Consider the following 23,013-nt stretch of genomic DNA (forward strand, 5'->3'; position numbering starts at 1 on the left):
TGCCCAAGTTTTAGGCTTATCGTCCATTTTCTAGGCAAACGAACGTCTTTCTGAAAAAAAGCCGTTGACACCCCCGGCCCAATCCCTAAAATGGCGCCCACTTCGCAGCGCGAACAAGGGTGATTAGCTCAGCTGGGAGAGCATCTGCCTTACAAGCAGAGGGTCGGCGGTTCGATCCCGTCATCACCCACCAATTTTGTAAGTGAAAGAATTCCGTAAGGGATAAGTGGAGCGGTAGTTCAGTTGGTTAGAATACCGGCCTGTCACGCCGGGGGTCGCGGGTTCGAGTCCCGTCCGCTCCGCCACTATTCAGCAAGAAAGGCTCTCCTTCGGGAGGGCCTTTTTTGTATGTGGAAAACGCTGGAAACGGTACGTTTGATGCCAAATGCCTGATGTTTGACGCAAAACGGTCGCTGTTCCTGCGTTGTAAGTTCCTGCCTTTGCCCTTTCATTCTCCCGGTTTTTCTTTGTCAGGCATCCTGCGTCAGGCATCTGGCGTTACCTTTCATGAACTTGTCACTTTCTATCTGTCTAATTTCACGGACGACATGTGAAACCATAGAAGGAAAAAGACAATGGATGATTATCTGGAAGAGCGCCTGGAAGAAAAGCTGTTGATGGAAAGCCTGGAAGAGTGGCTGGAAGATGATGATTGGGCAGATGACGGCGAGGAGTTGTAATCCTTCGCTGTTCTCTGCCCCTCTTTGGTTACCCCTCCCTCCGTCCCGCCTCATTTCTGCCTGCTTTTTCTGCCGCAACGTGACTCCGGTACTGTTCTGATGGCGTCGTCTGACGCAAGCTATTGGCGTGACTTTTGTTTAACTGCCTTTCAGGTCACACTCTTTCCATAAGGCCTGACTATAATTGGCAGCGCCGCGACTGTGGGTGTCACTTTTGGGAGTGACGCGATGTGCGACGCATCTGCCTGCGGCGGCCACCTATAAAATAATTTCAAGGGAAGGACCGGCACCATGGCTGCATCCTCTGTTACCTCGGAAGCGATTCTATTTTTTGATCATCGGGGTATTTCCAAAAGCATGCTCTACGCAGATTTCGAAGCCATTCTCGATGGAATGGTCGGGGTGCCTGAGTTTGCGGACAAAGAGGTGCGGGGGGCGTACTGCCTGGTTAACGGCCAGTTGCGAGTGCGCTCCCTGGTGCTGTTTACCATTGATTTTGATGAAGACGGAATGGCTGATACCACCTGGAATGTGCCATTGCGTCACCTTGCGGAGCATGCGGGTCAGGGGCCGGATATGGGGGCGGGGCCGGTTCGTCTTGCCTGCCGCAGCCAGTGCCCGGTGGCCTGGCATCAGGACCAGATGTGGGATCCGGGAATGAAGCCCGGTGCCAACGATTTTATTGCCATCCGTGATTCCATTCGTGAGCGAGGCCCGAAGATGGGGCTGGAAATGGATGATGAGATGGATGTCGCTCCTCCGCCTGTGGTGGGCACATCGGCGCCAACGATTGCGCCGGAAACGGATGAGTCACAAAAGAAAGCCGACCAGGAGCGTGTGCGCCTGGCGCGCATTATCAAGGAGCTGCGCCTGCGGGTGCAGACCCTTGAGAACACCCAGTCTGAAGACGCTGCCAAGGTGAGGTACGCGGCCCAGCAGAAAGAAGAAATCCTCAATGCCCAGCTGGAAAAGGTGATGGGGCAGTTCAAGGCGATCAAATCCCAGAATGGTGCCTTGCGGGAGCAGAATGAATCCCTGAAGGGGCAGCTGCTATCCCTGAATCAGAGTCTGGAAGAGCAGAGTCGCCGCAGTGAGCACCAGGGAAGCGAGATGGAGGTGCTGACGGAGCAGTACAAGCTGGCATTGGAGCAGCGACTCGAGGAAGAGCGGGCGAAGATGTCGGAGCAGTTACATGCGCTGGAAATGGATGTGCTTACCCGGGATGACCTGATTGGCCAGCTCCGTGAAGAAATCGCTGAACAGAAACGCAATAAAGCAAAAGACGCCAATAGCGGGGCGCAGAAGACCCTGGAGAAGCTGGAAGAGCTGGGGTTGAGCTTTATCGCTTTTCATCCTGGCGCGGGGCATATCTCCATCGCGGCGGACCAGGTGGCCAGCTACATGGAAAACCCCATTGCCTTTGCTGCCCGCAAATGTCTGGTCACCGAAGACCATTACCGCGCCTGGTTGGCGCACTATGAAAGCCCCACCTGCCAGGTTCCCGTGGGGGCCGATGAGACACCTTGTGGCAAGCGGGTGATCCGTGTGGAAGTGCCCAATCAGTTCAAGCCAGGGGTGTCTGATTGCAACGCCAACCGCTGCCCGAACTGCCGCAATGATTCTGCCATCGACAATGTGCTGCGTTTCCGTTGAGTGAATAACTGTGAACTGGTTCCGCTAGGTGCTTGATTGGTAAGATTTTTGCAGTACTTTTTTCTGATAGGGGCTTTGGCCCGGCAGCATTGCAACAACCATTGCAACAACAAGAACATCGGGAGCCGCTGTTATGGCGCAGGAATCCATCGATAAAAGCCTGTTACAGACGTTTGTGCCGGTTAACGCCCTGTCCGGAGATCAGCTGGACTGGTTGCTCGACCAGCAGGAAGTGTGCCGCTATGCGTCAGATGATGTCCTTTTTTCGCTGGGTGATCAGGATAACACCACGATTTATCTGCTCAGTGGCCGGGTAGAGCTCACCGATGAAGAGGGCAAAAGCCATACGGTGAGCGCCGGTGATACCGCGTCCTGGCATCCGCTGGAGCACGCACAGCCCCGTCGTAGTACCGCGAAAGCCGTGGGTGAGGTGAGCGTGGTGCGCTTTGACAGCTTCCGGCTGGACACCATTTTGTCCTGGGACCAGTCGGCGGGTTACGTCATTCTTGATATTAATGCCAACTCCGCCTACCAGAACGACCGGGAATGGATGATCCGGTTGCTCAAGTCCAAGCTGTTCCACCGGGTGCCGCCGACCAATATTCTGGAAATTTTCCGCCGCCTCAAAGCCACCCGCCACAAAGAAGGTGAGGTGATTATTCGTCAGGGAGAGGCGGCTGACTGCTGCTATATCCTGAAAGAAGGGGTGTGCGAGGTATCAATTGGTCTGGGCGAGGGCGAGCCGACCCCGGTAGCCATGCTGGAAGAGGGGCAGTGGTTTGGCGAAGAGGCGCTGTTATCAGGCAAGCCACGTAATGCCACGGTGACCATGGCCACAGACGGGGTGCTGATGAAGCTGGATCGGCAGGACTTTGATGCCCTGCTGCGTGAGCCCATCATCAATACCATGCCGGGAGATCAGGTGCTGTCCTCTGCCGAGAAGGGCGCCTGGTGGCTGGATGTGCGCACCAGTGATGAATTTGACCAGGAGCATCTGGTGGGGGCCACCAACATGCCCCTGAATGTGTTGCGGCTGAAATCCCGCCTGCTGGACCCGGGCAAGACCTATATCGCCTACTGCGATACCGGGCGACGTAGCGCCACCGCCGCTTTTCTGTTAAAAAACGCCGGCCTGGATGTGATCGTGCTGGATGGCGGCCTGAATGCCAATGCTGGTACCCTGCACGAGTACCTGACTCAGGGGTAGCGCTTGCCGGATGGTGAGACTGCCCGATTTTCGGGTTTCGCATCACCCAACGCAGCTTTACCTGAATGAGACCCCCCTGTGGCGCAAGAGAAATTTCGCAATATCGGATTAATTGCACGGTCGGAAAGTGAGCAGGCGCTCTATTCATTGCGCCAGCTGATCCATTTTCTGCATGGCCGTGATTGCACCGTCATCCTCGATAAACACATTATCGGCAATCTGCCGGAGATGGGTTTGCAGGCCGCCAGTGCTTCGCAAATGGGCGAGTCCTGCGATCTGGTAATTGTGGTCGGGGGCGATGGCAGTTTGCTGGGCGCTGCGCGCATTTTGTCCCGCTATAACGTGCCGGTACTGGGCGTGAACCGCGGCCACCTGGGTTTCCTTACCGATATTCTTCCCTCTGAAATCGAATCCCGGGTCGGTCAGGTGCTGGATGGTGAATACAGCACGGAAAAGCGCTTCCTGCTGGATCTGGAAGTACGCCGGGGCAAAACCGTGGTGGGTGAGGGCAGCGCCCTGAACGATATCGTGTTGCTGTCGGGTGACAGTGTGCACATGATCGATTTTGAATTGATGATCGATGGGCATTTTGTTTATGGGCAGCGCTCCGATGGCCTGATTATCTCTACACCTACCGGCTCTACCGCCTACGCCTTGTCCGGCGGCGGGCCCATCATGCATCCCAAGCTTGACGCCATGGTGCTGGTTCCCCTGAATCCCCATACCCTGACCAGCCGCCCGTTGGTCGTGGCCGGTGACAGTGAAATTAAAATCCACATCACCACGGAAAAAGTACGACCCCTGGTCAGCTGCGATGGCACAGAAGGGATTCGTCTGCAGGTGGATGATGTGATCGCGATCCGTAAAAAACCGCATCGTCTCCACCTGATTCATCCTCCGGGGCACGATTTTTATCAGGCATGTCGGTCCAAGCTGGGGTGGAGCTCCCGGCCCGGTGACAGCAACTGATGCGGGTTGTCTGTTCGTGTTGCATGAAGCGTGCCGCGTGCTGCGGTTTTTTTGAAGAGTGAAACCATGAGCTACCAAAGTTTTGAAGACCTTATTGCGTCCATGTCTGCAGAAGCCTGCGACAACATGCGCCGTGCGGTGGAAACCGGGAAGTGGGCGGATGGCCGCGTTTTAACCCGTGAGCAAAAGGAGCTTTGCCTGCAGGCGGTGATTGCCTGGGAGCAGCAGAACCTGCCGGAAGAGCAGCGCACCGGGTATATGGAGCAGGCCTGCAAGAGCAGTGAAGAAAAACCGGAAGAACAGCCAGTAATCCTGCGTGGCCCGGATACATTGCAGTAAACATATTTTAATTATTTGAATACTTTTCGTCGGTGACCGGCGAGTCGTCCCTGAAAAAACGCCTGCCGGCGTTTCCCGCCATTATTTTTCTGTTCCGCGCGTTTGTGGAAAAACGGAATTAATGTATTCTTCCTAGAAACCTCACTTCGGTAGTGGGGTTAGCGTAGGCACAAATAATTCGTTTGGCTAAAGAGCCTTCTGCTGCTTGTATCAAGCCCCCCCTGAGTGTAAGTGCAGGCAACGGCAGGAATTAGATAATAAAAAGTGGTTTGGGAGAGATCATGAATACTTATAAAAAGGTACTGCCTCTGGCAGTGGCTATGGCACTGGCTGCCTGTGGCGGCGGGAGCGACACGGTACCGGACCAGAGCGAAGGGGCCACCTTCCTTGGTACTTACCCGAAATTTAACCCTGTCACATCGGATCTGCCTCTTAACACTGATCTGATTTTTGCCGATGCGTCCACCAGTGATGGCACGGCGAATGTTGGCGTGCCGGATAACGCGATCGAAGCTGCTGTTAATAGCCTGGATGGTTTTTCGGTTACGGCCTATTTTGATATCGCCTTCGCTGGCGGTTCTATTGACCCCGACAGTATCTGTACCCCGGTTCAAGCCGCCATGGGGGCCATGTGCCAGCCAAATGTTTTTCTTATTCCTCTTGATACCTCGGGCGGTGACGGTGATGCGCTGAACCCCGGCAATATTGTTGGCGTCGATATGGCTGCACTGGCAACGACGGCATACTCGGCCTCAACGGCATCGGTGGATGGCGGCACTGATAACGTGCTGCGTATCACTCCGGCCATTCCGCTGATGGCGAAAAGCAAGTATCTGGTGTTTGTAACTGATGGCTTGCTGAACTCTCAGGGCGACCCTGTTGGCGGTTCTGCCTCCTACCAGTTAATGGGGGCCGATGCTCCTCCAGTGCCAGCCAGCCTGGCACCTGTGCGTGGCGCTGTTCAGGGATGGGAAACCATTGCTGGTGGCGTGCTGTTTGCCAATGGTCTGGCTGCCGATCCGGTATCCGCGAAAGACTCTGTGGTGATTTCCTACACCTTTACGACTACGGATCCTCTGACTCCGCTGGTTGCCATGGCGGCGCCTCGTGCGGCAGTGACCCAAGCCCAGATTGATGCCGGCCAGGATCCGATGGTGGCTGCAGGTAACGCCGCAGATCTGGAAACAAACGGGCTGTTGAGCACACCGAAAGCGCGTTTCGTTGACGTCAATGCCGCCACCGGTTTGGATTTCAGTACCCTGACTCAGGGAGCGCTGGCTGCTGATGCTGGTAAGCTGTATACCGGTGCCATTGAGCTTCCCTATTATCTGAAGGCGCCGGCCAGTGCCTCTGATCTGAGCTTCCTGCAAACATCTTGGACTGCGGACCAGGTTCTCGGCTCGCAGCTGGGAGAGGGTGTGCCGCCCATGGATGTGGACGGTTCATTCAATGTGACTTACCGCTATCCGTTTGCGGCGCGAATGGGTAACGAAACTGTACCTCTGCAGGTAACCTTGCCGAACCCGGCAAGCCAGCCGGCAGAACTTGGCGGTGCCACCTGTGCGAATGTCCGCGATAGCTCGGGTTACCCCACGGTTATCTATGTGCACGGCATTACCAGTGACCGGACCTCGGTAATGGCGCTGGGCCACACACTGGCGTCCAAGTGTGTGGCGACAGTGGCCATTGACCTTCCGGTTCACGGTGTTCCGGCCAACAGTGCCTTTGCTGGTGCGCTCAATGTGGAAAACAGCGCGTTGATCCCGTTCTCTACGCTGTATGGCGATACCCTGCGTGAGCGGCACTTTAATGTGGCCCAGGATGCTGCGGGCAATCCGGCGCCGATGAACTTTACTAACCCTACCGCTCTTGACGGTGCGGGTGCATGGTTTATCAACCTTGCTGACCTGACCAATACTCGTGACAACCTGCGCCAATCGGTTATGGATCTGCTGAACCTGAATGCGAGCATTCAGGCGATCAGTGATCTGGATATCGATGGCAACGGTTCGCTTGATGTGGATAACGTGACGGTTGTTGGCGCTTCATTGGGCACCATCGTTGGTTCGGTGTTCACCACAGTTAACCAGATTGCCATGGGCAACGATGCCAGCTTCGGCAGCAACCTGAACGCGATCCAGGGTTTCGTAGGGTCCGTTGGCGGTACGCAACTGGCTCACCTGCTGAATAATTCCGATACCTTCGCACCGCGTATCCAGGCAGGGCTTGCCGCCAATGGCGTTCAAGTCGGCACGTCGGACTACGAGAAGTTCCTGTATGTGGCGCAAAGCACGGTGTCGTCCGGTGATCCGGTGAATTTCGCGGCGACCCTTGGCACTCTTGGGGTACCGGTTTTGCTCCAGCAGGTTAATGGTGACACCGTTGTACCCAATGGTGATGCATCGTTGCCTTTGATGGGGACAGATGGTCTGTCTTCTCTGGTAGGCGCTGTGCAACTGACACCGGGTGAGCAAGATGTTTCCGGCACCCCGGGCATCGTCAAGATGACCGCTGGTGGCCATGGTTCGTTGCTGACGCCTTCTGGTGGTGCGCCTCAGGTAACGGCGGAGCTTCAGACCCAGGCGGTGAGCTTCATTCTCTCGGGTGGTGCACAAACGGCCGTGGGTGCAGCTGCGCCGGCGGATGTGGAAACTCCAGCTCCCTGATTCACAGTTAGTCTCCAATAAACGACAACACCCCGCCTCGGCGGGGTGTTGTCGTTCTGGGCTAACGATTAAGATGGCGGTTCCCGTGATTTGTCAGGAGCAGTAGATGGAAACCGCGCACAGTGCAGTCAAGACTACCCGTCTGGTGGATTACCAGCCGCCGGCCTATCTGGTCGATAGTGTGGCACTGGATGTAGATATTCGCGATGGTGTGACCACGGTGACCAGTAGTCTGTCTCTGCGTCGCAATCCCGCCTTTCCTGACGCCACAGTAATGATCTTCAACGGTGAAAGCCTCCTCTTACGCACCCTGGCGCTGGATGATGTGGTGCTCGATAGTGACCGCTATCACTATGAAAACGGCCTGTTAACCGTCGAGGGATTGCCTGAAGCCTGTGTGCTCACCTCCGTGGTCGATATCGAGCCGGAAAAAAACACCGCGCTGGAAGGGCTGTATCAGTCCAACGGAATGTATTGCACCCAGTGTGAAGCGGAAGGCTTTCGCCACATTACCTTTTTCCCGGATCGCCCGGATGTGCTGGCCCGGTTCACTACCACCGTGCGGGCTGATAAAGCCCGTTATCCGTTGTTACTCTCCAACGGTAATCCCGTGGCCTGGGGGGAAGAAGAGGAAGGCGGGAACGGTCGCCACTGGGTGACCTGGGAAGACCCGTTCCCGAAACCCTGTTATCTGTTTGCGCTCGTAGCCGGAGACCTGGCGTGCCTGGAGGGCACTTTCGTGACGGTTTCCGGGCGCAAGGTGGCATTGCGCTTGTATGCCGAGCACCGTGATCTGGACAAGCTGGACCATGCCATGGCGTCGCTGAAAAACGCCATGCGCTGGGATGAGCAGGTTTACGGCCGGGAATACGATCTGGATATCTACATGATCGTGGCGGTCAGCCATTTCAATATGGGTGCCATGGAAAATAAGGGTCTGAATATTTTCAACACCTCCTGTGTGCTGGCGCATCCCTCCACTACCACAGACGCAGGTTTCCAGCGGGTGGAATCTGTGGTGGCTCACGAATACTTCCATAACTGGTCCGGTAATCGGGTGACCTGTCGCGACTGGTTCCAGCTAAGCCTGAAGGAAGGGTTTACGGTCTTTCGCGATCAGCAGTTTTCGGCTGACATGAATTCCGCTGCCGTTCAGCGGGTGGAGAACGTGGATTTCCTGGTGAACCACCAATTCCCGGAAGATCAGGGGCCCATGGCCCACGCAGTTCGCCCGGAGGAATATCAGAAAATTGATAATTTCTACACCCTGACCATTTATGAAAAGGGCGCGGAAATTGTTCGCATGCAGTATCACTTGCTGGGGGCGGAGAATTTCCGCAAGGCTACAGACCATTATTTCCAGGCGAATGATGGCAAAGCGGTAACCTGTGATGACTTCGTGGCCAGCATGGAGGCCGTTTCCGGCCGTGATCTGGGCCAGTTCAAGCGCTGGTACAGCCAGGCGGGTACGCCAATACTGACCGTTACAGATGAGTACCGTGACGGGCAGTATCATCTTACTTTTCGTCAACATACTCCTGCCACCCCCGGTCAGGAGGACAAGCAGCCGTTGGTGATCCCCATCCGCCTGGCCCTTCTGGATAAACAGGGTGCGCCCTGTGCTCTGGACGCGAGCGGGCAAGGCGAGCGGGTCATCATCGTGGATAAGGCACAAGATACTGTGTCCTTCTCCGTGCCAGAAGGCGTGACGCCTTCGTTGCTGCGTGGTTTCTCCGCCCCGGTGGTGCTGGATTATGACTACACGCCGGCGCAGCTGGCACGCCTGCTGGCGTATGACAGTGATGGCTATTGTCGATGGAATGCGGCTCAGCGCCTTTACTTCGCCGCCCTGGATCGGCTGGTGGCTGAGCCCGGGGAGGCGAATGCAGAAGCTGCGGCGCTGGTTCCTGTGCTGGAGCAAGTCATCGCACGCAGCGATGAAGACCCCGCTCAGGCCGCGCTGTTGCTCACCTTGCCCAGTGAAGTGGCATTGGGTGACCGGCATACCCCCTTGAACCCAGCATCCATTCACTTGGCGCATCGCGCCATGAAACGGGCATTGGGTAAGGCCTTGCAGGCACACTGGCTGTCTCTGGCAGAAAATCTGCTGGCGACGGAGTTGAGCATGGATGGCCGTGCCATGGGGCGGCGGCAATTGCGTAATCTGGCGCTGGACTTTTTAGCAGCAGGCGAACATGACGAAGCAGGGCGCTTGGCGGTGGAATTGTTTGAGCTTCCCCTGTGCATGAGTGAAGAGTTGGGGGCGCTGAAGGTGCTGGTGCACCATGACTTGCCAGGGGCAGACCAGGCTCTGGCGCAGTTTGCTGAACGGTGGCAGGACGAAGCACTGGTGATGGATCAGTGGTTCGCGGTGCAGGCCACTGTGCCGGGCGAGCAGACCGTCGATCGGGTCAATGGCTTGCTGGAGCATCCTGCCTTTGACTGGAAAACGCCGAACCGGGTGCGGGCTCTGGTGGGAACATTCACCAATGGCAACCCGTCGGCCTTCCATGCGGAAAATGGAGCGGGGTACCGCTTGTTTGCCCAGGCGCTGACCCGGTTGGATGCGATCAACCCACAGGTGGCGGCCCGCCTGGCCAATGGGGCGGCGCGCCTGCCGAAGCTCGAACCGCAGCGGCGGGAGCGGCTGGCAGAGGTGCTTTCCGGAGTGCAAAAAAGTGCATCGGATAACGTGGTAGAGGTGCTGGGCCGCATCCTGTCATCCTGATTCCGGGGGCACCGCCGGATGGGCTTGTACGGGGCGAATTAGGGGATGACCGGCTAGTCGTTAATAATAGAGTACACAGGGGATTTATTTTTTTTCCTGATGTGTAAGAATTATGCATTAGCTCGGGCGGTGGTTTGTATCAGGAAGAATGATGGGACCTGCTGCAAATGGGAGCTACTGTTGCCCGAGTAAAAAACAATAAAGCCATGCGCATGGCAATTCGGAGAGCTACATGAATAATAATCACCTGCGTAAAACCAGGCTGGCTATGGCTGTTGCCAGCATCACTGCCCTTACCGGACTATCCCTTCCTGCTTCAGCGGTCCAGCTGGACTTCGAGAATCCTGACTGGGCAGGGCGACTGGATACGACTGTGTCTGTTGGTGCCCTGTTCCGGACGGAGGGGCAGGATTCCATGCTTGCCGCCACCGGTGACGTGGTGGATATGACCAAGGCCGGTTATGGTTCTCAGATCAACAAGAACGATGCCAACAATAACTACGATACCGGTCTGGCTTCTCTGGTGTACAAAATTACTCCGGAACTGGATCTGAGCTGGCAGGGCAAGTACGGCATGTTCCTGCGTGGTACCGCCTTTTATGATCAGGTGATTATGGGGGGCGATCATGACGGTGGTGTTCTGAATGCGTCTGCCCCGTATGTACCTGGAAATGGTTTTAGCCGTTACGCAACCTATTCGGATTATGCCAACAATGGCACCGGCGATGACTTTACCCGTGATGCCGAGCGCTATGCCGGCCAGCGTGCGCGTATGCTGGATGCGTATGTGTGGGGCAACTTCGATATGTTCGACCGCCCCCTGAACGTGCGTCTTGGCCAGCAGGTGATTAACTGGGGTGAGGCGCTGTTCATGCAGAATGGTGTTAACACCGCCAACTACTTTGATCTGAATGCCTTGCGCCTGCCGGGTTCTGAAATCAAAGAAGCCTTGCTTCCCCTCAATAGCTTGTACTTCTCCTACGGCTTGACCTTCAATGCCACCCTTGAGGCGTTCTACCAGCTGGACTGGAAGAACTCTGAAGACGCGCCAACGGGGACATACTTCTCCACCCATGATGCCTTCCCGGGCAAGGGCGCAGACAACGTAATCATTGACGGGCGGGTGGTGGCTCTGGGTGCCAATGCTCCGGGTCTTGAAGGCGCCTTTGCAGGTTATACCGCACTCAACTACTCCGACTATCAATACGAAGCGACTCAGGTCACGGTAGATCGTATCCGGGACAAGGAAGCATCAGACAGTGGTCAGTTCGGCCTGGCATATCGTTATTTTGCTGAAGGCCTTAATGGCACGGAGTTCGCGCTGTATTACACCCGCACCCATGCGAAGACGCCGGTCGTGGGCGCTCGTCTGAATAATGTCCAGGCTGCACAAGGTGGTGGCGCAGCAGCGATGCCATTGATTATCGACACCGCAGAATATCAGATGGCGTACGCCGAAGATCAGGACATGATCGGTGGTAGCTTTAACACCAGCATTGGTAGCATGTCGCTGGCCGGTGAGATTGCTTACCGTCCCAAGCGTGCGATTATCAACGAAGCAGGCGATGACCTGATTTCTGCCCTGGCAGGAGCCGCGGGTAAATCCGCAGGTTTGTTGGGCCCTGATACTGTCGTGAGAATAGAAGATCTGACCGGCCACTGTGTGCGTGCAGAAATGGGCGGAAGCTGTCTGTCCGGCGATACAGTGGTCACAGATAGTGCGCTCTATTACTTCTATGACGAAGTGGAAAGCTACAACGGCTCTCTGGTCAGCATCTTTAACTTCGGTCCTACATTCGGTTCTGATGGCCTCATCGCCTTGCTGGAGCTGGGTGTTGAGCACATCGAAGGCCTGGAAAGCCCGGATGAAGAATACAACTCAACAGCGGCAATTCTGGAATCAGAAGCACAGATCCTGAGCCCGGATGATCCGAACAAGTACAACCTGGACCCCACTTCCTGGGGCTACCGTGCGGTGCTGAAGGCGGATTACAGTAACGTTTTCGCGGGTGTTTCCATGAGCCCAAGTGTACGTTTTGCCCATGATGTAAACGGTAACTCTCCGATTGGCGGCAACTTTATGGAAGATCGTAAAGCAGCCACCCTGGGCGTGAGTTTCCTGTACTTGAACAACCTGGAAGTGGCCATGTCTGGCACCACCTTCTGGGGCGCCAAATATTCCAACAAACTGGCCGACCGGAACAACGCTTCGGTTTCTGTTAAGTACTCTTTCTAATTTGTTCCAGGTCGGGATGCCGGCCTGTTTTTAACGGAGAGCAATCATGTTGAAGAAATTGACCGCAATGGGTGGTGCACTGGCACTGTCTCTGAGCGTAGCGGCCAATGTGCACGCTGGTGTTTCCAGCCAGGAAGCGGCGAAGCTGGGTAAATCCCTGACGCCATTCGGTGCACAGATTAAAGGCAACGGTAAAGCGATCTCTACAGGTCTGGGTATCCCGGATTACACTGGTGGCATTCAGCGCAAGGATATTCCCAAGGAATACACCCGCCCGGGCCAACATCACCCGGACCCGTACAAGTCTGACAAAATCGCCTTCACCATCAACGCCCAGAACGTGTCCCAGTATGCGGACAAGGTGCCGGACGGTGTGCAGGCCATGCTGAAAACCTACCCGGACACCTTCAAGCTGAACGTGTATCCGAGCCATCGCTCCACGTCTGCACCGCAGTGGGTGTATGACAACACCAAAAGCAACGCTACCAAGGCCAAGCTGGGTGAAACCGGTGTGGACAACGCCTTTGGCGGTATTCCGTTCCCGATTCTGAGTGGTAGCAACGAGCAGAAAGCCAAGCAGGCAATCTGGAATCACATTTTGCGCTGGCGTGGCCTGTACGTAGTGCGCCGTGCGTCAGAAGTGGCCGTTCAGCGTAGCGGTGCCTACTCGCTGATTACCTCGCAGCAGGAAGTGTATTTCCGTTACTACGATCCGAAGTACAACTTTGACTCCCTGGATAACATCATTTTCTACTACCTGTCCTTCACCAAAGCGCCGGCACGTCTGGCGGGTGGTGCGGTACTGGTACACGAAATGCTGGACCAACAGAAAATGCCGCGCCAAGCTTGGGGCTACAATGCTGGCCAGCGTCGCGTGCGCCGTGCACCGAACCTGGCTTACGACACGCCGATTGCGGCGGCCGATGGCCTGCGTACGGCAGACGACACCGACATGTATAACGGTGCGCCAGACAAGTACAACTGGAAGCTGGTTAGCGATAAGCCGGTAGAAATGTTTATCCCGTATAACAACTACAAGCTGGATAGCGCGGATGTGAAATATGAGACCCTGCTGCAAAAGGGCCATGTGAACTCTGACTACCAGCGTTGGGAGCTGCACCGCGTCTGGGTGGTGGAAGCAAACTTGAAAGAAGGTGAGCGACACATCTACGAGAAGCGTCGCTTCTATATTGATGCGGATTCCTGGCAGATTGCCGCCATCGATCAGTACGACCGTCGTGGCGAGCTGTGGCGCGTCAGCCTGGCTTACATCAAGAATTACTACGAAGTACCGACCCAGTGGACCGCTCTGGATACGTTCCACGACCTGCGTGCTCAGCGTTATCACGTGCAGTTCCTGGATAACGAAGAGTCAACGATGCTTGATTACAGCCAGCCGGTACCCGGCGACCGTTACTTCCACCCGGCAGCGCTACGCCGCCGCGGTCGTTAATTATAAAAACGTCGGTTCCTTGAAGCCGGCAATGCAAAACGACCGGGAGGCCGCCTATGGCTCCCGGTTGTTTTGTGCTCGGCCCTGAAAAAAGGGCCCTCGGGAAGAGTAAGGGACAATGAAAAAAACAGTGTTAATGGCTTTTTCGGCCATGCTGTCTGCGCCCCTGCAGGCAGATTTCGTTTCGAATGATGCACCTCTGGTCACCGCTAACAGTTACCTGGATATCGCTTACGCCGATAGCCGGGTTGTTGCTGTGGGCGACCGGGGTAAAATTCTCTATTCCGATGATCAGGGTGATCACTGGAAGCAGGCGGTAACGCCCTCTGAAGTGCTGCTCACCTCGGTGTGCTTTGCTGATGCTCGCCACGGCTGGGCGGTTGGCCACGATGCGGTGGTACTGGGCAGCGATGATGGTGGGGAAACCTGGACCGTGCAATACAGCGACCCTCTGGGTAGCGGTGAGGAGGATGCGGCGCCGGTTGAGGAGGAGCTGGATGACTACGCCATGGATGATCTCTATGGTGACCCCTACGGTGATGATGCCTACGGCGATGAAGGCGACGATCTCTATGGCGATAGTGCTGCCATGGCACCAGTCGATACATCCGGTGCACCGTTGCTGGATGTGTTCTGCGATAGTCGTGATCGTGCGGTTGCTGTGGGCGGGTATGGCTACTTCCTGCGAACCACTGATGGTGGCGAAACCTGGAATAAAGCCCTGGATAGCCTGGATAACCGTGATGGCTGGCATTTGTATGACTATGCCGCTGCCAAAGGCGGAAACGATCGCTATGTAGTGGGCGAAAAAGGCGTGATGTTCCACTCTGCCGACAAAGGCGTGAGCTGGGAAAAATTGCAAAGTCCTTACAGCGGCACCCTGTTTGGGGTGACGACCATTTCTGATTATAAAGCCTTGGCCTATGGCCTTCAGGGCAATGTGTGGTTGACGGCTAATCGCGGGCGCAGCTGGGCAAAAATTCCCTCAAAGCTGAGCCGCGGTGTGAACGATGGCACCGTGCTGGCGGATGGCACTGTGGTGCTGGTCACTAATGCCGGTGGCATCCTTACCAGCCACGATGGCGGTCAATCTTTTTCCCTGCGGTTCTTGCCGGATCGCGATTCTATCTCCGCAGTTCTTCCTCGTGATGCAGGTGGCATTCTTGTCGCCGGGCAGGGTGGGTTGCGTGTGATCGAAGACGTTAAATAAGGGGCACAGCAATGTCAGGTCGTATTTCCAAAAGTATTGCCAGTGGGCTGTTTGCTGTTCGGCCCCTGATTCTGCTGGCCTTTATCGCAGCCACTGTGCTGCTGGGTTTCCAGGCCAGCAAGATCGAACTGAACACCGATATCCGCAAGATGGTCCCGCTGGATCATCCTTATATCCAGAATTTCCTCGAACACCAGAATGATTTGAGCCTGGGTAATGACGTCCGCGTGATTGTTGCGGAAACCCAAGGCGAGGACATTTTCAACGAAGATTATGTCAACGCGTTAAAAGAAGTCACTGACGAAGTCTTTGCGCTGGAAGGCGTTGATCCGAGCAAAATTCGTTCGCTGTGGACCAGCAACGTGCGCTGGAACGAAGTGACCGAGCAGGGTTTCCAGGGCGGGGAAGTGATTCCTGCAGGCTATGATGGCTCACAAGATTCTCTGGAGCAGCTGCGCACCAACGTGCTGCGTTCCGGGCAGGTGGGGCGTCTGGTTGCTGATAACTTCCAGTCCAGCGTGGTGCACGCTTATTTGCTGGATGCCTTGGGTGATGACGGTGTCGATATTCCGGCCCTGTCGGCCCGGCTGGAAGAGATCCGCAGCAAGTATCAGGATAAATACCCGAACGTTCGCATTCACATTGTCGGCCTGGCAAAGAAAGCCGGTGACGTGATGGCAGCGGCGGAAGAAGTGGCCATGTTCTTCTTCTTCACCCTGGGGTTGATCGCGCTGTTGCTGTTGATCGACACACGTTGCCTGCGCAGTGCACTTACCGTGACGGCCTGTTCCTTTGTGGCGGTGATCTGGCAGCTGGGCATTGTCAGCAGCCTGGGCTTTACCATCGATCCCTATTCCATGCTGGTGCCGTTCCTGGTCTTTGCCATTGCGGTATCACACGGTGTTCAGATCGTTAACACCCTGGCCAACTATGCAGCAGAAGGGCGTAGCTCTCTGGATTCGGCCCGCTCTACGTTCCAGGCGCTGTGTGTGCCGGGCATGGTGGCGCTGGTATCAGATGCCATCGGTTTCCTCACCCTCTACATGATCGATGTGGGCGTGATTCGTGAGCTGGCCATGGCCGCGAGCATCGGCGTGGCGGTGATCATCATTTCCAACCTGGTCGTTGTCCCGCTGGTATTGTCTTACCTGGGCGTGAGTGGTGCTTCCATTCGCAAGATTCAGGCAGGGGAAAAGAAAGATCACCCGCTGGCGGGGCTGTTTGCCCGCTTTACTCGCACTCCGTTGGCAGCGCTATCTATTGCTGTGGCTGTTGCGGGTTATGGTGCCGGTATTTATCTCAGTCAGGATCTCAAAATCGGTGATCTGGACAAAGGGGCTCCTGAATTGTGGCCGGACCCATGTGAAGACATGGACTGCCCGCGCGGCTATGAGCCCAAGCCTCGCTACCGTTACAACCATGACGTGAACTTCCTGGTATCCAATTACTCGGTTAGTGCGGATGTGCTGGTGGTCATGGGCAAGACTCCGATGGAGTCCTGTAATACCTATCAGGCCATGCAGACCGTGGATGACCTGGCGTGGAACCTGCGTAACGTGGAAGGGGTGCAAGACGTCACGACCATCGCGTCTGCGACGAAGCTGATCTCTACCAATATGAATGAAGGGTCCATGAAATGGGCGACCATTTCCCGGGATCAGTATGCGCTGAATAACGTCATGAGCTTTATGCCGGACAGCCTGTACAACCTGGATTGCTCCCTGACGCCGGTTTACGTGTTCCTGGACGATCACAAGGCAGAAACACTGGAGCGTGTTACCGGAGCCGTAGCCGACTTTGCCGAGTCTCGTAATAACAAGGATGTGATGGAGCTGAAGCTGGCCTCGGGTAACGCGGGCGTGGAAGCAGCAACCAACCAGACCATCGCCGCCAGCCAGTACCCCATGCTGGCTCTGGTTTACGCGGTGGTGTCGGTGCTGATTCTGATCGCGTTCCGCTCTTTCCGTGCGGTGATTTGTATCATCGTGCCGCTGGGGCTTACCTCGATTCTCTGTCAGGCACTGATGGCTCACCTTGGCATCGGCGTAAAAGTCGCCACTCTGCCGGTTATTGCTCTGGGTGTGGGTATCGGTGTGGATTACGGTATTTATATCTACAGCAAGCTATCCGAATACCTGAAGCAAGGGATGGAGCTGGAAGAGGCCTATAAGCAGACCTTGAAAACCACGGGTAAGGCGGTGGCATTCACCGGTATTACCCTGGCAGTGGGCGTTGTCTTCTGGGTGTTCAGTTCCATTAAGTTCCAGGCGGACATGGGCATCCTGCTGACCTTTATGTTCCTGTGGAACATGATCGGCGCCCTGTGGCTTCTGCCGGCTCTGGCTCGCTTCCTGCTCAAGCCGGACCCGGCCCGCGCCAAACTGCGCAGTTAACTGGCGCGCTGATTTCGTTGGTTATCTTCAAGCCCGGCTCTGCCGGGCTTTTTTTGTGCCGCTTTGCGGCTGCAGCAGGTCTCACGCTGCAGGTAGCACGCCATGCGTAGCGGATTTTGGGAGGTGATAGCGCGCGGACTGGGTTTCCAATGGATTGACCGTTCGCCTCACTGTCGGACACAAAACATCGAAGTCACCGGGACCGTTGGCTATAATGCCGCCGATTACCACCGATCGGGCACTTTCATGCTGTATTCCCTGGCACGACCTTTACTGTTTTCTCTCTCTGAAGAGCATTCCCACGAGCTGACGCTGGCAATGCTGCGCAAGCGGGCAGGCAAGTTGTGGCCTGGCACGGTGCCGGCGGCGCCTAAAGAAGTCATGGGAATCGAGTTCGCCAATCCGGTGGGGCTAGCTGCAGGGCTGGACAAGAATGGTGACTGCATCGATGGGCTGGCGGATCTGGGTTTTGGTTTCGTTGAAGTGGGGACTGTTACGCCCCGGCCGCAGCCGGGCAATCCTCAGCCGCGTCTGTTTCGCCTTCCCCAGGCCCAGGCCCTGATCAACCGGATGGGGTTCAATAATCTGGGAGTGGAATACCTGGTAGGGGCGGTGAAACGTAGCCGCTATCAAGGGGTGCTGGGGATCAACATTGGCAAGAACAAGGATACCCCGGTGGAAGATGCGGTTCAGGACTACCTGATCTGCCAGCAGAAAGTGCACGCCTATGCCAGCTACCTGGTGGTCAATGTGTCCTCACCCAATACGCCGGGTTTACGCACCCTGCAACACGGCGCCGCTCTGGATGAGCTGCTGGGTACGTTGCGCGAAGCCCAGACGCGCCTGGATCAGGAACACCGCCGCCGGGTGCCGCTGGTGATCAAGATTGCCCCGGACAACAGCGAGGAAGAGCTGCAGGGGATGGCAGACGCGTTTGTGCAGCACGGAATCGACGGTGTGTGCGTGGGCAATACCACCTTGTCCCGCGAGGGCGTACAGGGCCTGAAGCACGGAGAGGAACAGGGTGGGCTCAGTGGCGCGCCGTTAACCCCCATTGCCAACCGGGCGTTGGCTTCCATGCGCCATGCGCTTAATGGTCGTATCCCTATTATTGGTGTGGGTGGCATTAATAGCGCTGATGATGCACTGGAAAAGCAGCGCCAGGGGGCGGATCTGGTGCAGATTTACAGTGGCCTGATCTACCAGGGCCCGGGCTTGATCGGTGATATCGCTCGTGCCTGGCCGAAAGGGATTTGATCGATCCATGTCCCGCTATGGGCTGGACATTAAAAAGGGCCCGGGTGGGGCCCTGTGGGTCGGCGCGCTGAACGCGTCGGCGTTGTGAAACTGGAAGAAGTTAACCGATATTTTTCAGATTCTGGATGCTGGCCACGCCGAGCATTCCGTGAGCAAAGTCAGTGCGACCTTCGCGCCATCCCCCCATCCAGTTGGTGCGTGCCTGGAGCGTGCCAAACGGGCAGTCTTCACGGGATTTTCCATCCAGGCCGGCGTTGTATCCCCGGTTGTAAGCGCGGTCGTCTTTACTACGTTTTTGTCGCTTCATAAACGCTTTCCCTTTCACAGATAGCGGTACCGAAAAATGGCCCCTCGGCTAAAAACGTAGCCAAGTAGCGGGGCCGACACATTCAGTATGGGAAAGCGGTAAGGTGGTGTCGAATACCATGTAGCAATATGGTCAGTGCTGGTTAAGCATATGACGTATAAAGGACAGATTGATGACCGTTTCTCTAATACCATGAAAAACAAGTAGTTAGTTTTTCGCATAGGGCATGAATCAGTCACTTAAGAGGATTTGGTAATGGAATTTGTGGCCACCTGCATGCCAGGTTTGGCAGATCTGCTCAGTGACGAATTGTCTTCACTGGGCATATCCGTAACAGAAGCCGGGCGTGCCCATGTGAGTTTTTCCGGAGGCTCGGCGGATGCCCTCAAGGTGTGCCTGTGGTCTCGACTGTCTGAGCGTGTTCTGTTGCATCTGGCCACGCTGGGTGTAACGCCCGACATCGCGCCGGAAAAGCTCGCCGGTAGTCAGGATTGGCTGTCGCTGGTGGGCAACAACGCTCCTGTGCACGTGCATATTGAGCACGGTGCAGAGGTACGTGGTGATAACCGGATCAGCGCCAAACGCTTTATCCAGGCTCTACCAGAGCAGTTTGCGATTTCGCGTGAACCGAAGGGCAGTTGCTGCATTCGTGCTCGCCTTGATCTGAACGAAGCGCACCTGTGGCTGGACCTGGCCGGTGAGCCCCTGCACCGTCGCGGCTATCGCCTTGCAGGTGGCCGGGCGCCGTTGCGTGAAACCCTGGCAGCAGCCATGTTGTGGGCCATCGGTTGGGGTAAAGCAGAGCGTCATCCTGCCTTGCTCGATCCGTTCTGCGGCAGTGGCACCCTGGTGATAGAGGCGGCCTTGATGGCTGCCGGGCGCGCCGCCGGTGCTCAGCGTCAGCACTATGGCTTCCAGCACTGGCGCGGTTGCCGCCGTCAGTTGTGGCTGGATGCCCAGCAGGAAGCGGGTGAGAGCGCCAATCGTCCGGTGCCGGCGTTGTCGTTGAAGGGCTTTGATGCTGATAGCAAGACGTTGCCGTTGGCATTGCAGAATGCCGAACGTGCCGGGGTGCGTAATGCGATTCATTTTGAGCGCCGGGAGTTGGGGGCGCTGAGGCCGCGTGACTTTGCGGCCAATGGCATTGTGGTGGGCAATCCGCCCTGGGGCGAGCGTCTTGATGAGAAGCAGCAGGCGGGCTGGTTACACTATGCCATCGGCCGGATTCTTGCGGTGCGTGCGCCTGGTTATCAAGCGTTACTGCTAGGCGCTGATGTGGACGTAATGGATCGTTCCGGGATGAATCTGGAGCGGCAGTGGCGCTTGAAAAACGGACCGTTCAATAATTTTATTCGCTTGTATACACCGCGCAAACAGACGCTGCCTGCTGTGGCGCAAGTGGCCGATGAGGGGGCGTTCAATGTGCCGGAAGGCGCGCAGCCTTTGCTCAACCGTTTGCGTAAGAACGGCAAGCATCTGCGTCGTTGGCTGGAGCGGGAAGATATCCAGTGTTATCGCCTTTATGATCGCGATCTGCCGGAATTCAATGTGGCCGTGGATATCTATGGCGACCAGGTGTTGGTGCAGGAATTCAAAGCGCCGAAAACGGTCGACCCTGAAAAAGCGAAAGCACGGCGTGATTGGGCGGTAACGGCGGTGCGCGCCGCACTTGGTGTGCATCGTGAGCAGGTGCATTTGCGTACGCGTGAGAAGCAAAAAGGAAATCAGCAGTATCAAAAACTGGATACCCAGGGACATTATCGTGTCGTGCGCGAAGGTCAGGCGCAATTGTTGATTAACTTGCAGGATTACCTGGATACCGGTTTGTTTCTGGATCACCGTCCCACGAGACTGCGCATTGCGGAACAGGCCAGCGGCAAACGTTTCCTCAACTTGTTTGCCTACACCGGCTCGGCCACGGTGCATGCTGCCGTAGGGGGTGCCAAGCGCACGGTGACAGTGGATTCCTCCAAGCGTTATCAGGACTGGACCGCCTGTAATCTGGCGGCCAACGGCTTCTCCACCGACCAGCATGAGCTGGTCCGCATGGATGCCATGCGTTGGCTGGATGAATGCAAGGAGCAGTTCGATCTGGTGTTCTGTGATCCGCCCACCTTTTCCAACAACAAGTCACGCAGTGACTTCGTGGTGGAAGAGCATCATGGCGATTTGATTCGCAAGATCATGCGTTGCCTGGAACCGGGTGGTGTGCTGTATTTTTCCTGTAATTACCGCCGTTTCCAGATGGATGAAAGCATCAGTAAATGGTTCGACGTGGAAGATATTTCTCGTTGGAGTATTCCCGAAGATTTCCGCCGAAATGAGAAGATCCATTACTGTTACGCGATTCGCCATGTGGAGGACGCATGACGGTTGTGCTCTACACAACCCTGGGTTGCCATCTGTGCGACCAGGCCAGAGAACTGGTGGCCATGGTGAATCCGGGGCTGGTGCTTACCCCGGTGGACATCGCCGAGGATGATGCATTGATCGAGCAGTATGGTGAGCGGATTCCGGTGTTGGTGCGCGAGGGCAAAGAGCTGGCCTGGCCATTTGGTGTGCTCGACGTGCAGCAGTTCCTTTCCTGATGTGGGGGCCGGGTTATGCCGCCCAGGCTCTCTGTGCCCTTGGCTAAACCCGGCCCGCAGCCTCTGCGGTTCCGCGACGGAATGGTGGCCCGGTTAGCGAAATAATGTTAACGCATTTTGATAGGTCATGGCGGCCACGTCCTGTGTCTGCTGCCCGCGTAGCTGTGCGACCCGCTGGCCAATCCAGGGGAGTAGCGCGGGTTCGTTACGGCGTTTTTTCGGGGGGGCTTGCGGCAGGTCCCGGGGGAGCAGGTAGGGGGCGTCGGTTTCCAGCAGCAGGCGTTGATCCGGAATATTGGGCACCAGTTCTGCCAATGGTTTGCCGCGGCGCTCGTCGCAAACCCAGCCAGTAATGCCGATATGGCAATCCAGATCCAGGTAGGCAAACAACGCCTGGCGGGAGCCGGTGAAGCAATGCACCACGGCGCCGGGTAGATCGTCGCGGAACGCTTTCAGGATAGGCAGAAAACGCTCATGGGCGTCGCGCTCATGGAGGAAAACAGGCAGTTTCATTTCTACCGCCAGCGCCAGCTGGGCCTCGAAGGCGCGCTCCTGGTCCGGTCGAGGAGAGAAGTCCCGGTTGAAGTCCAGGCCCATTTCTCCTGCAGCTTTGGTCTGCTCATGGGCGAGCAATTCGTGCAGTTCTTTTTCCAGGGCAGGGGAATAAAAGCGAGCGCTGTGCGGATGCAGCCCGGCGGTAGCAAACAGGGTGGGATGTTCGTCGGCCAGGGCAATGGCGGCGCGTGACTCGTCGATGTTGGTGCCGGTAATCAGTTGCCAGGCGACCCCGGCCGAGGCCGCCCGTTCAATCACCGTTTCGCGATCGTCATTGAATTGCCGGTCGGTCAGGTTAACCCCGATATCGGCCCATTGCTCAGGCGCGGTGTTCTGCGTTTCCGAAGGCGTGTTGCTGTGAGGTGCGGTCATCGGTGTCCTGTTCAGATAGCTGCTCGCGCAGGGATTCTACCCGACGACGGTTCGCACCTAAATCCCAGTAGCCGGTCCGCGAGGCCGAGCGCACTTCCACCACCCCGTTATCGCGAACATAGAAGGTCACATCGTCCACAAATCGCAGAACCCGGCTGGTGAAGCGGGCCTGGATGCGCGATTGACCTACCACTTCATAGTCCACACGGGGCAGGTTGCCAAGCAGGCTTTCCAGCTTTTTCAGGCTGCTTGGCCGATCGGCGCCTACCTGTAGAGGGGCGACTCGCTTGTCGGCCTGTGTCGCCAGGCTGGACACACAGTTGGGTGAGTCCGGGCAGGGCGCAAGAAGATGGGTATCAGCCATGGCAAATGCACTCCATACAATCAGGCAAGTGCCTAT

16 protein-coding genes and 2 tRNA genes are annotated in these 23,013 nt (G+C 56.4%); 15 read left to right on the forward strand and 3 right to left on the reverse strand.

Annotated elements, in window-relative coordinates; genetic code table 11:
* Nucleotides 1-117 precede the first annotated feature (117 nt).
* From CL546_RS09705 to CL546_RS09765, 13 genes are all read left to right on the forward strand, one after another.
* A tRNA-Val gene (locus CL546_RS09705) sits at nucleotides 118-193 on the forward strand.
* A 35-nt stretch (nucleotides 194-228) separates the two neighbouring features.
* Nucleotides 229-305: transfer RNA gene (locus tag CL546_RS09710), tRNA-Asp, on the forward strand.
* Nucleotides 306-971: 666 nt separating this feature from the next.
* Complete coding sequence (locus CL546_RS09715; RefSeq protein ID WP_290494477.1) at nucleotides 972-2,333, forward strand: hypothetical protein; 1,362 nt, start codon at nucleotides 972-974, stop codon at nucleotides 2,331-2,333.
* 133 nt (nucleotides 2,334-2,466) lie between these two features.
* A complete protein-coding gene (locus CL546_RS09720) occupies nucleotides 2,467-3,540 on the forward strand; it encodes a cyclic nucleotide-binding domain-containing protein (protein WP_007150435.1) in 1,074 nt (357 codons plus the stop codon).
* A gap of 78 nt (nucleotides 3,541-3,618) precedes the next feature.
* A complete protein-coding gene (locus CL546_RS09725; protein WP_290494480.1) occupies nucleotides 3,619-4,509 on the forward strand; it encodes an NAD(+) kinase in 891 nt (296 codons plus the stop codon).
* Between the two features lie 66 nt (nucleotides 4,510-4,575).
* Nucleotides 4,576-4,848: a YeaC family protein gene (locus tag CL546_RS09730; RefSeq protein ID WP_290494482.1), complete on the forward strand. Its 273-nt coding sequence runs from the start codon at nucleotides 4,576-4,578 to the stop codon at nucleotides 4,846-4,848.
* A gap of 281 nt (nucleotides 4,849-5,129) precedes the next feature.
* Entirely contained in the window at nucleotides 5,130-7,514 is a 2,385-nt protein-coding gene (locus CL546_RS09735) for a hypothetical protein (protein WP_290494484.1), read from the forward strand.
* 106 nt (nucleotides 7,515-7,620) lie between these two features.
* Nucleotides 7,621-10,242 carry an aminopeptidase N gene (gene pepN, locus CL546_RS09740; protein WP_290494486.1) on the forward strand — a complete coding sequence of 874 codons (2,622 nt, stop codon included), beginning with the start codon at nucleotides 7,621-7,623 and terminating at the stop codon, nucleotides 10,240-10,242.
* A 232-nt stretch (nucleotides 10,243-10,474) separates the two neighbouring features.
* Complete coding sequence (locus CL546_RS09745) at nucleotides 10,475-12,478, forward strand: DUF1302 domain-containing protein (protein WP_290494488.1); 2,004 nt, start codon at nucleotides 10,475-10,477, stop codon at nucleotides 12,476-12,478.
* A 46-nt stretch (nucleotides 12,479-12,524) separates the two neighbouring features.
* Nucleotides 12,525-13,931 (forward strand): DUF1329 domain-containing protein, encoded by a 1,407-nt coding sequence (locus CL546_RS09750; protein WP_290494490.1) that lies wholly within the window; start codon nucleotides 12,525-12,527, stop codon nucleotides 13,929-13,931.
* Nucleotides 13,932-14,049: 118 nt separating this feature from the next.
* Nucleotides 14,050-15,141, forward strand: coding sequence for a WD40/YVTN/BNR-like repeat-containing protein (locus CL546_RS09755; protein WP_290494492.1), 1,092 nt, complete (start codon nucleotides 14,050-14,052; stop codon nucleotides 15,139-15,141).
* A gap of 11 nt (nucleotides 15,142-15,152) precedes the next feature.
* Nucleotides 15,153-17,534 carry an efflux RND transporter permease subunit gene (locus CL546_RS09760; RefSeq protein ID WP_290494494.1) on the forward strand — a complete coding sequence of 794 codons (2,382 nt, stop codon included), beginning with the start codon at nucleotides 15,153-15,155 and terminating at the stop codon, nucleotides 17,532-17,534.
* Nucleotides 17,535-17,780: 246 nt separating this feature from the next.
* Nucleotides 17,781-18,791, forward strand: coding sequence for a quinone-dependent dihydroorotate dehydrogenase (locus tag CL546_RS09765; RefSeq protein WP_290494496.1), 1,011 nt, complete (start codon nucleotides 17,781-17,783; stop codon nucleotides 18,789-18,791).
* Nucleotides 18,792-18,891: 100 nt separating this feature from the next.
* Here CL546_RS09765 and rmf read toward each other — a convergent pair whose 3' ends face one another.
* Nucleotides 18,892-19,098 (reverse strand): ribosome modulation factor, encoded by a 207-nt coding sequence (gene rmf / locus CL546_RS09770; RefSeq protein ID WP_007149522.1) that lies wholly within the window; start codon nucleotides 19,096-19,098, stop codon nucleotides 18,892-18,894.
* A gap of 255 nt (nucleotides 19,099-19,353) precedes the next feature.
* Here rmf and rlmKL point away from each other — a divergent pair, with 255 nt between their 5' ends.
* Both rlmKL and CL546_RS09780 read left to right on the forward strand, forming a co-directional pair.
* Nucleotides 19,354-21,468 carry a bifunctional 23S rRNA (guanine(2069)-N(7))-methyltransferase RlmK/23S rRNA (guanine(2445)-N(2))-methyltransferase RlmL gene (rlmKL, locus tag CL546_RS09775; protein WP_290494500.1) on the forward strand — a complete coding sequence of 705 codons (2,115 nt, stop codon included), beginning with the start codon at nucleotides 19,354-19,356 and terminating at the stop codon, nucleotides 21,466-21,468.
* The gene (locus CL546_RS09780) at nucleotides 21,465-21,686 is read left to right on the forward strand and encodes a glutaredoxin family protein (protein ID WP_063520833.1); all 222 of its coding nucleotides are present in this window, start codon (nucleotides 21,465-21,467) and stop codon (nucleotides 21,684-21,686) included. Before rlmKL ends, CL546_RS09780 begins: the two co-directional genes overlap by 4 nt.
* Nucleotides 21,687-21,779: 93 nt before the next feature.
* Here CL546_RS09780 and CL546_RS09785 read toward each other — a convergent pair whose 3' ends face one another.
* Both CL546_RS09785 and CL546_RS09790 read right to left on the reverse strand, forming a co-directional pair.
* Entirely contained in the window at nucleotides 21,780-22,613 is an 834-nt protein-coding gene (locus CL546_RS09785; RefSeq protein WP_290494502.1) for a TatD family hydrolase, read from the reverse strand.
* Nucleotides 22,561-22,977 carry a DUF1499 domain-containing protein gene (locus CL546_RS09790; RefSeq protein WP_290494504.1) on the reverse strand — a complete coding sequence of 139 codons (417 nt, stop codon included), beginning with the start codon at nucleotides 22,975-22,977 and terminating at the stop codon, nucleotides 22,561-22,563. Before CL546_RS09790 ends, CL546_RS09785 begins: the two co-directional genes overlap by 53 nt.
* Between the last annotated feature and the right edge of the window lie 36 nt (nucleotides 22,978-23,013).

The organism is Alcanivorax sp., assembly GCF_002726155.1.
Classification (GTDB): Bacteria; Pseudomonadota; Gammaproteobacteria; order Pseudomonadales; family Alcanivoracaceae; genus Alcanivorax.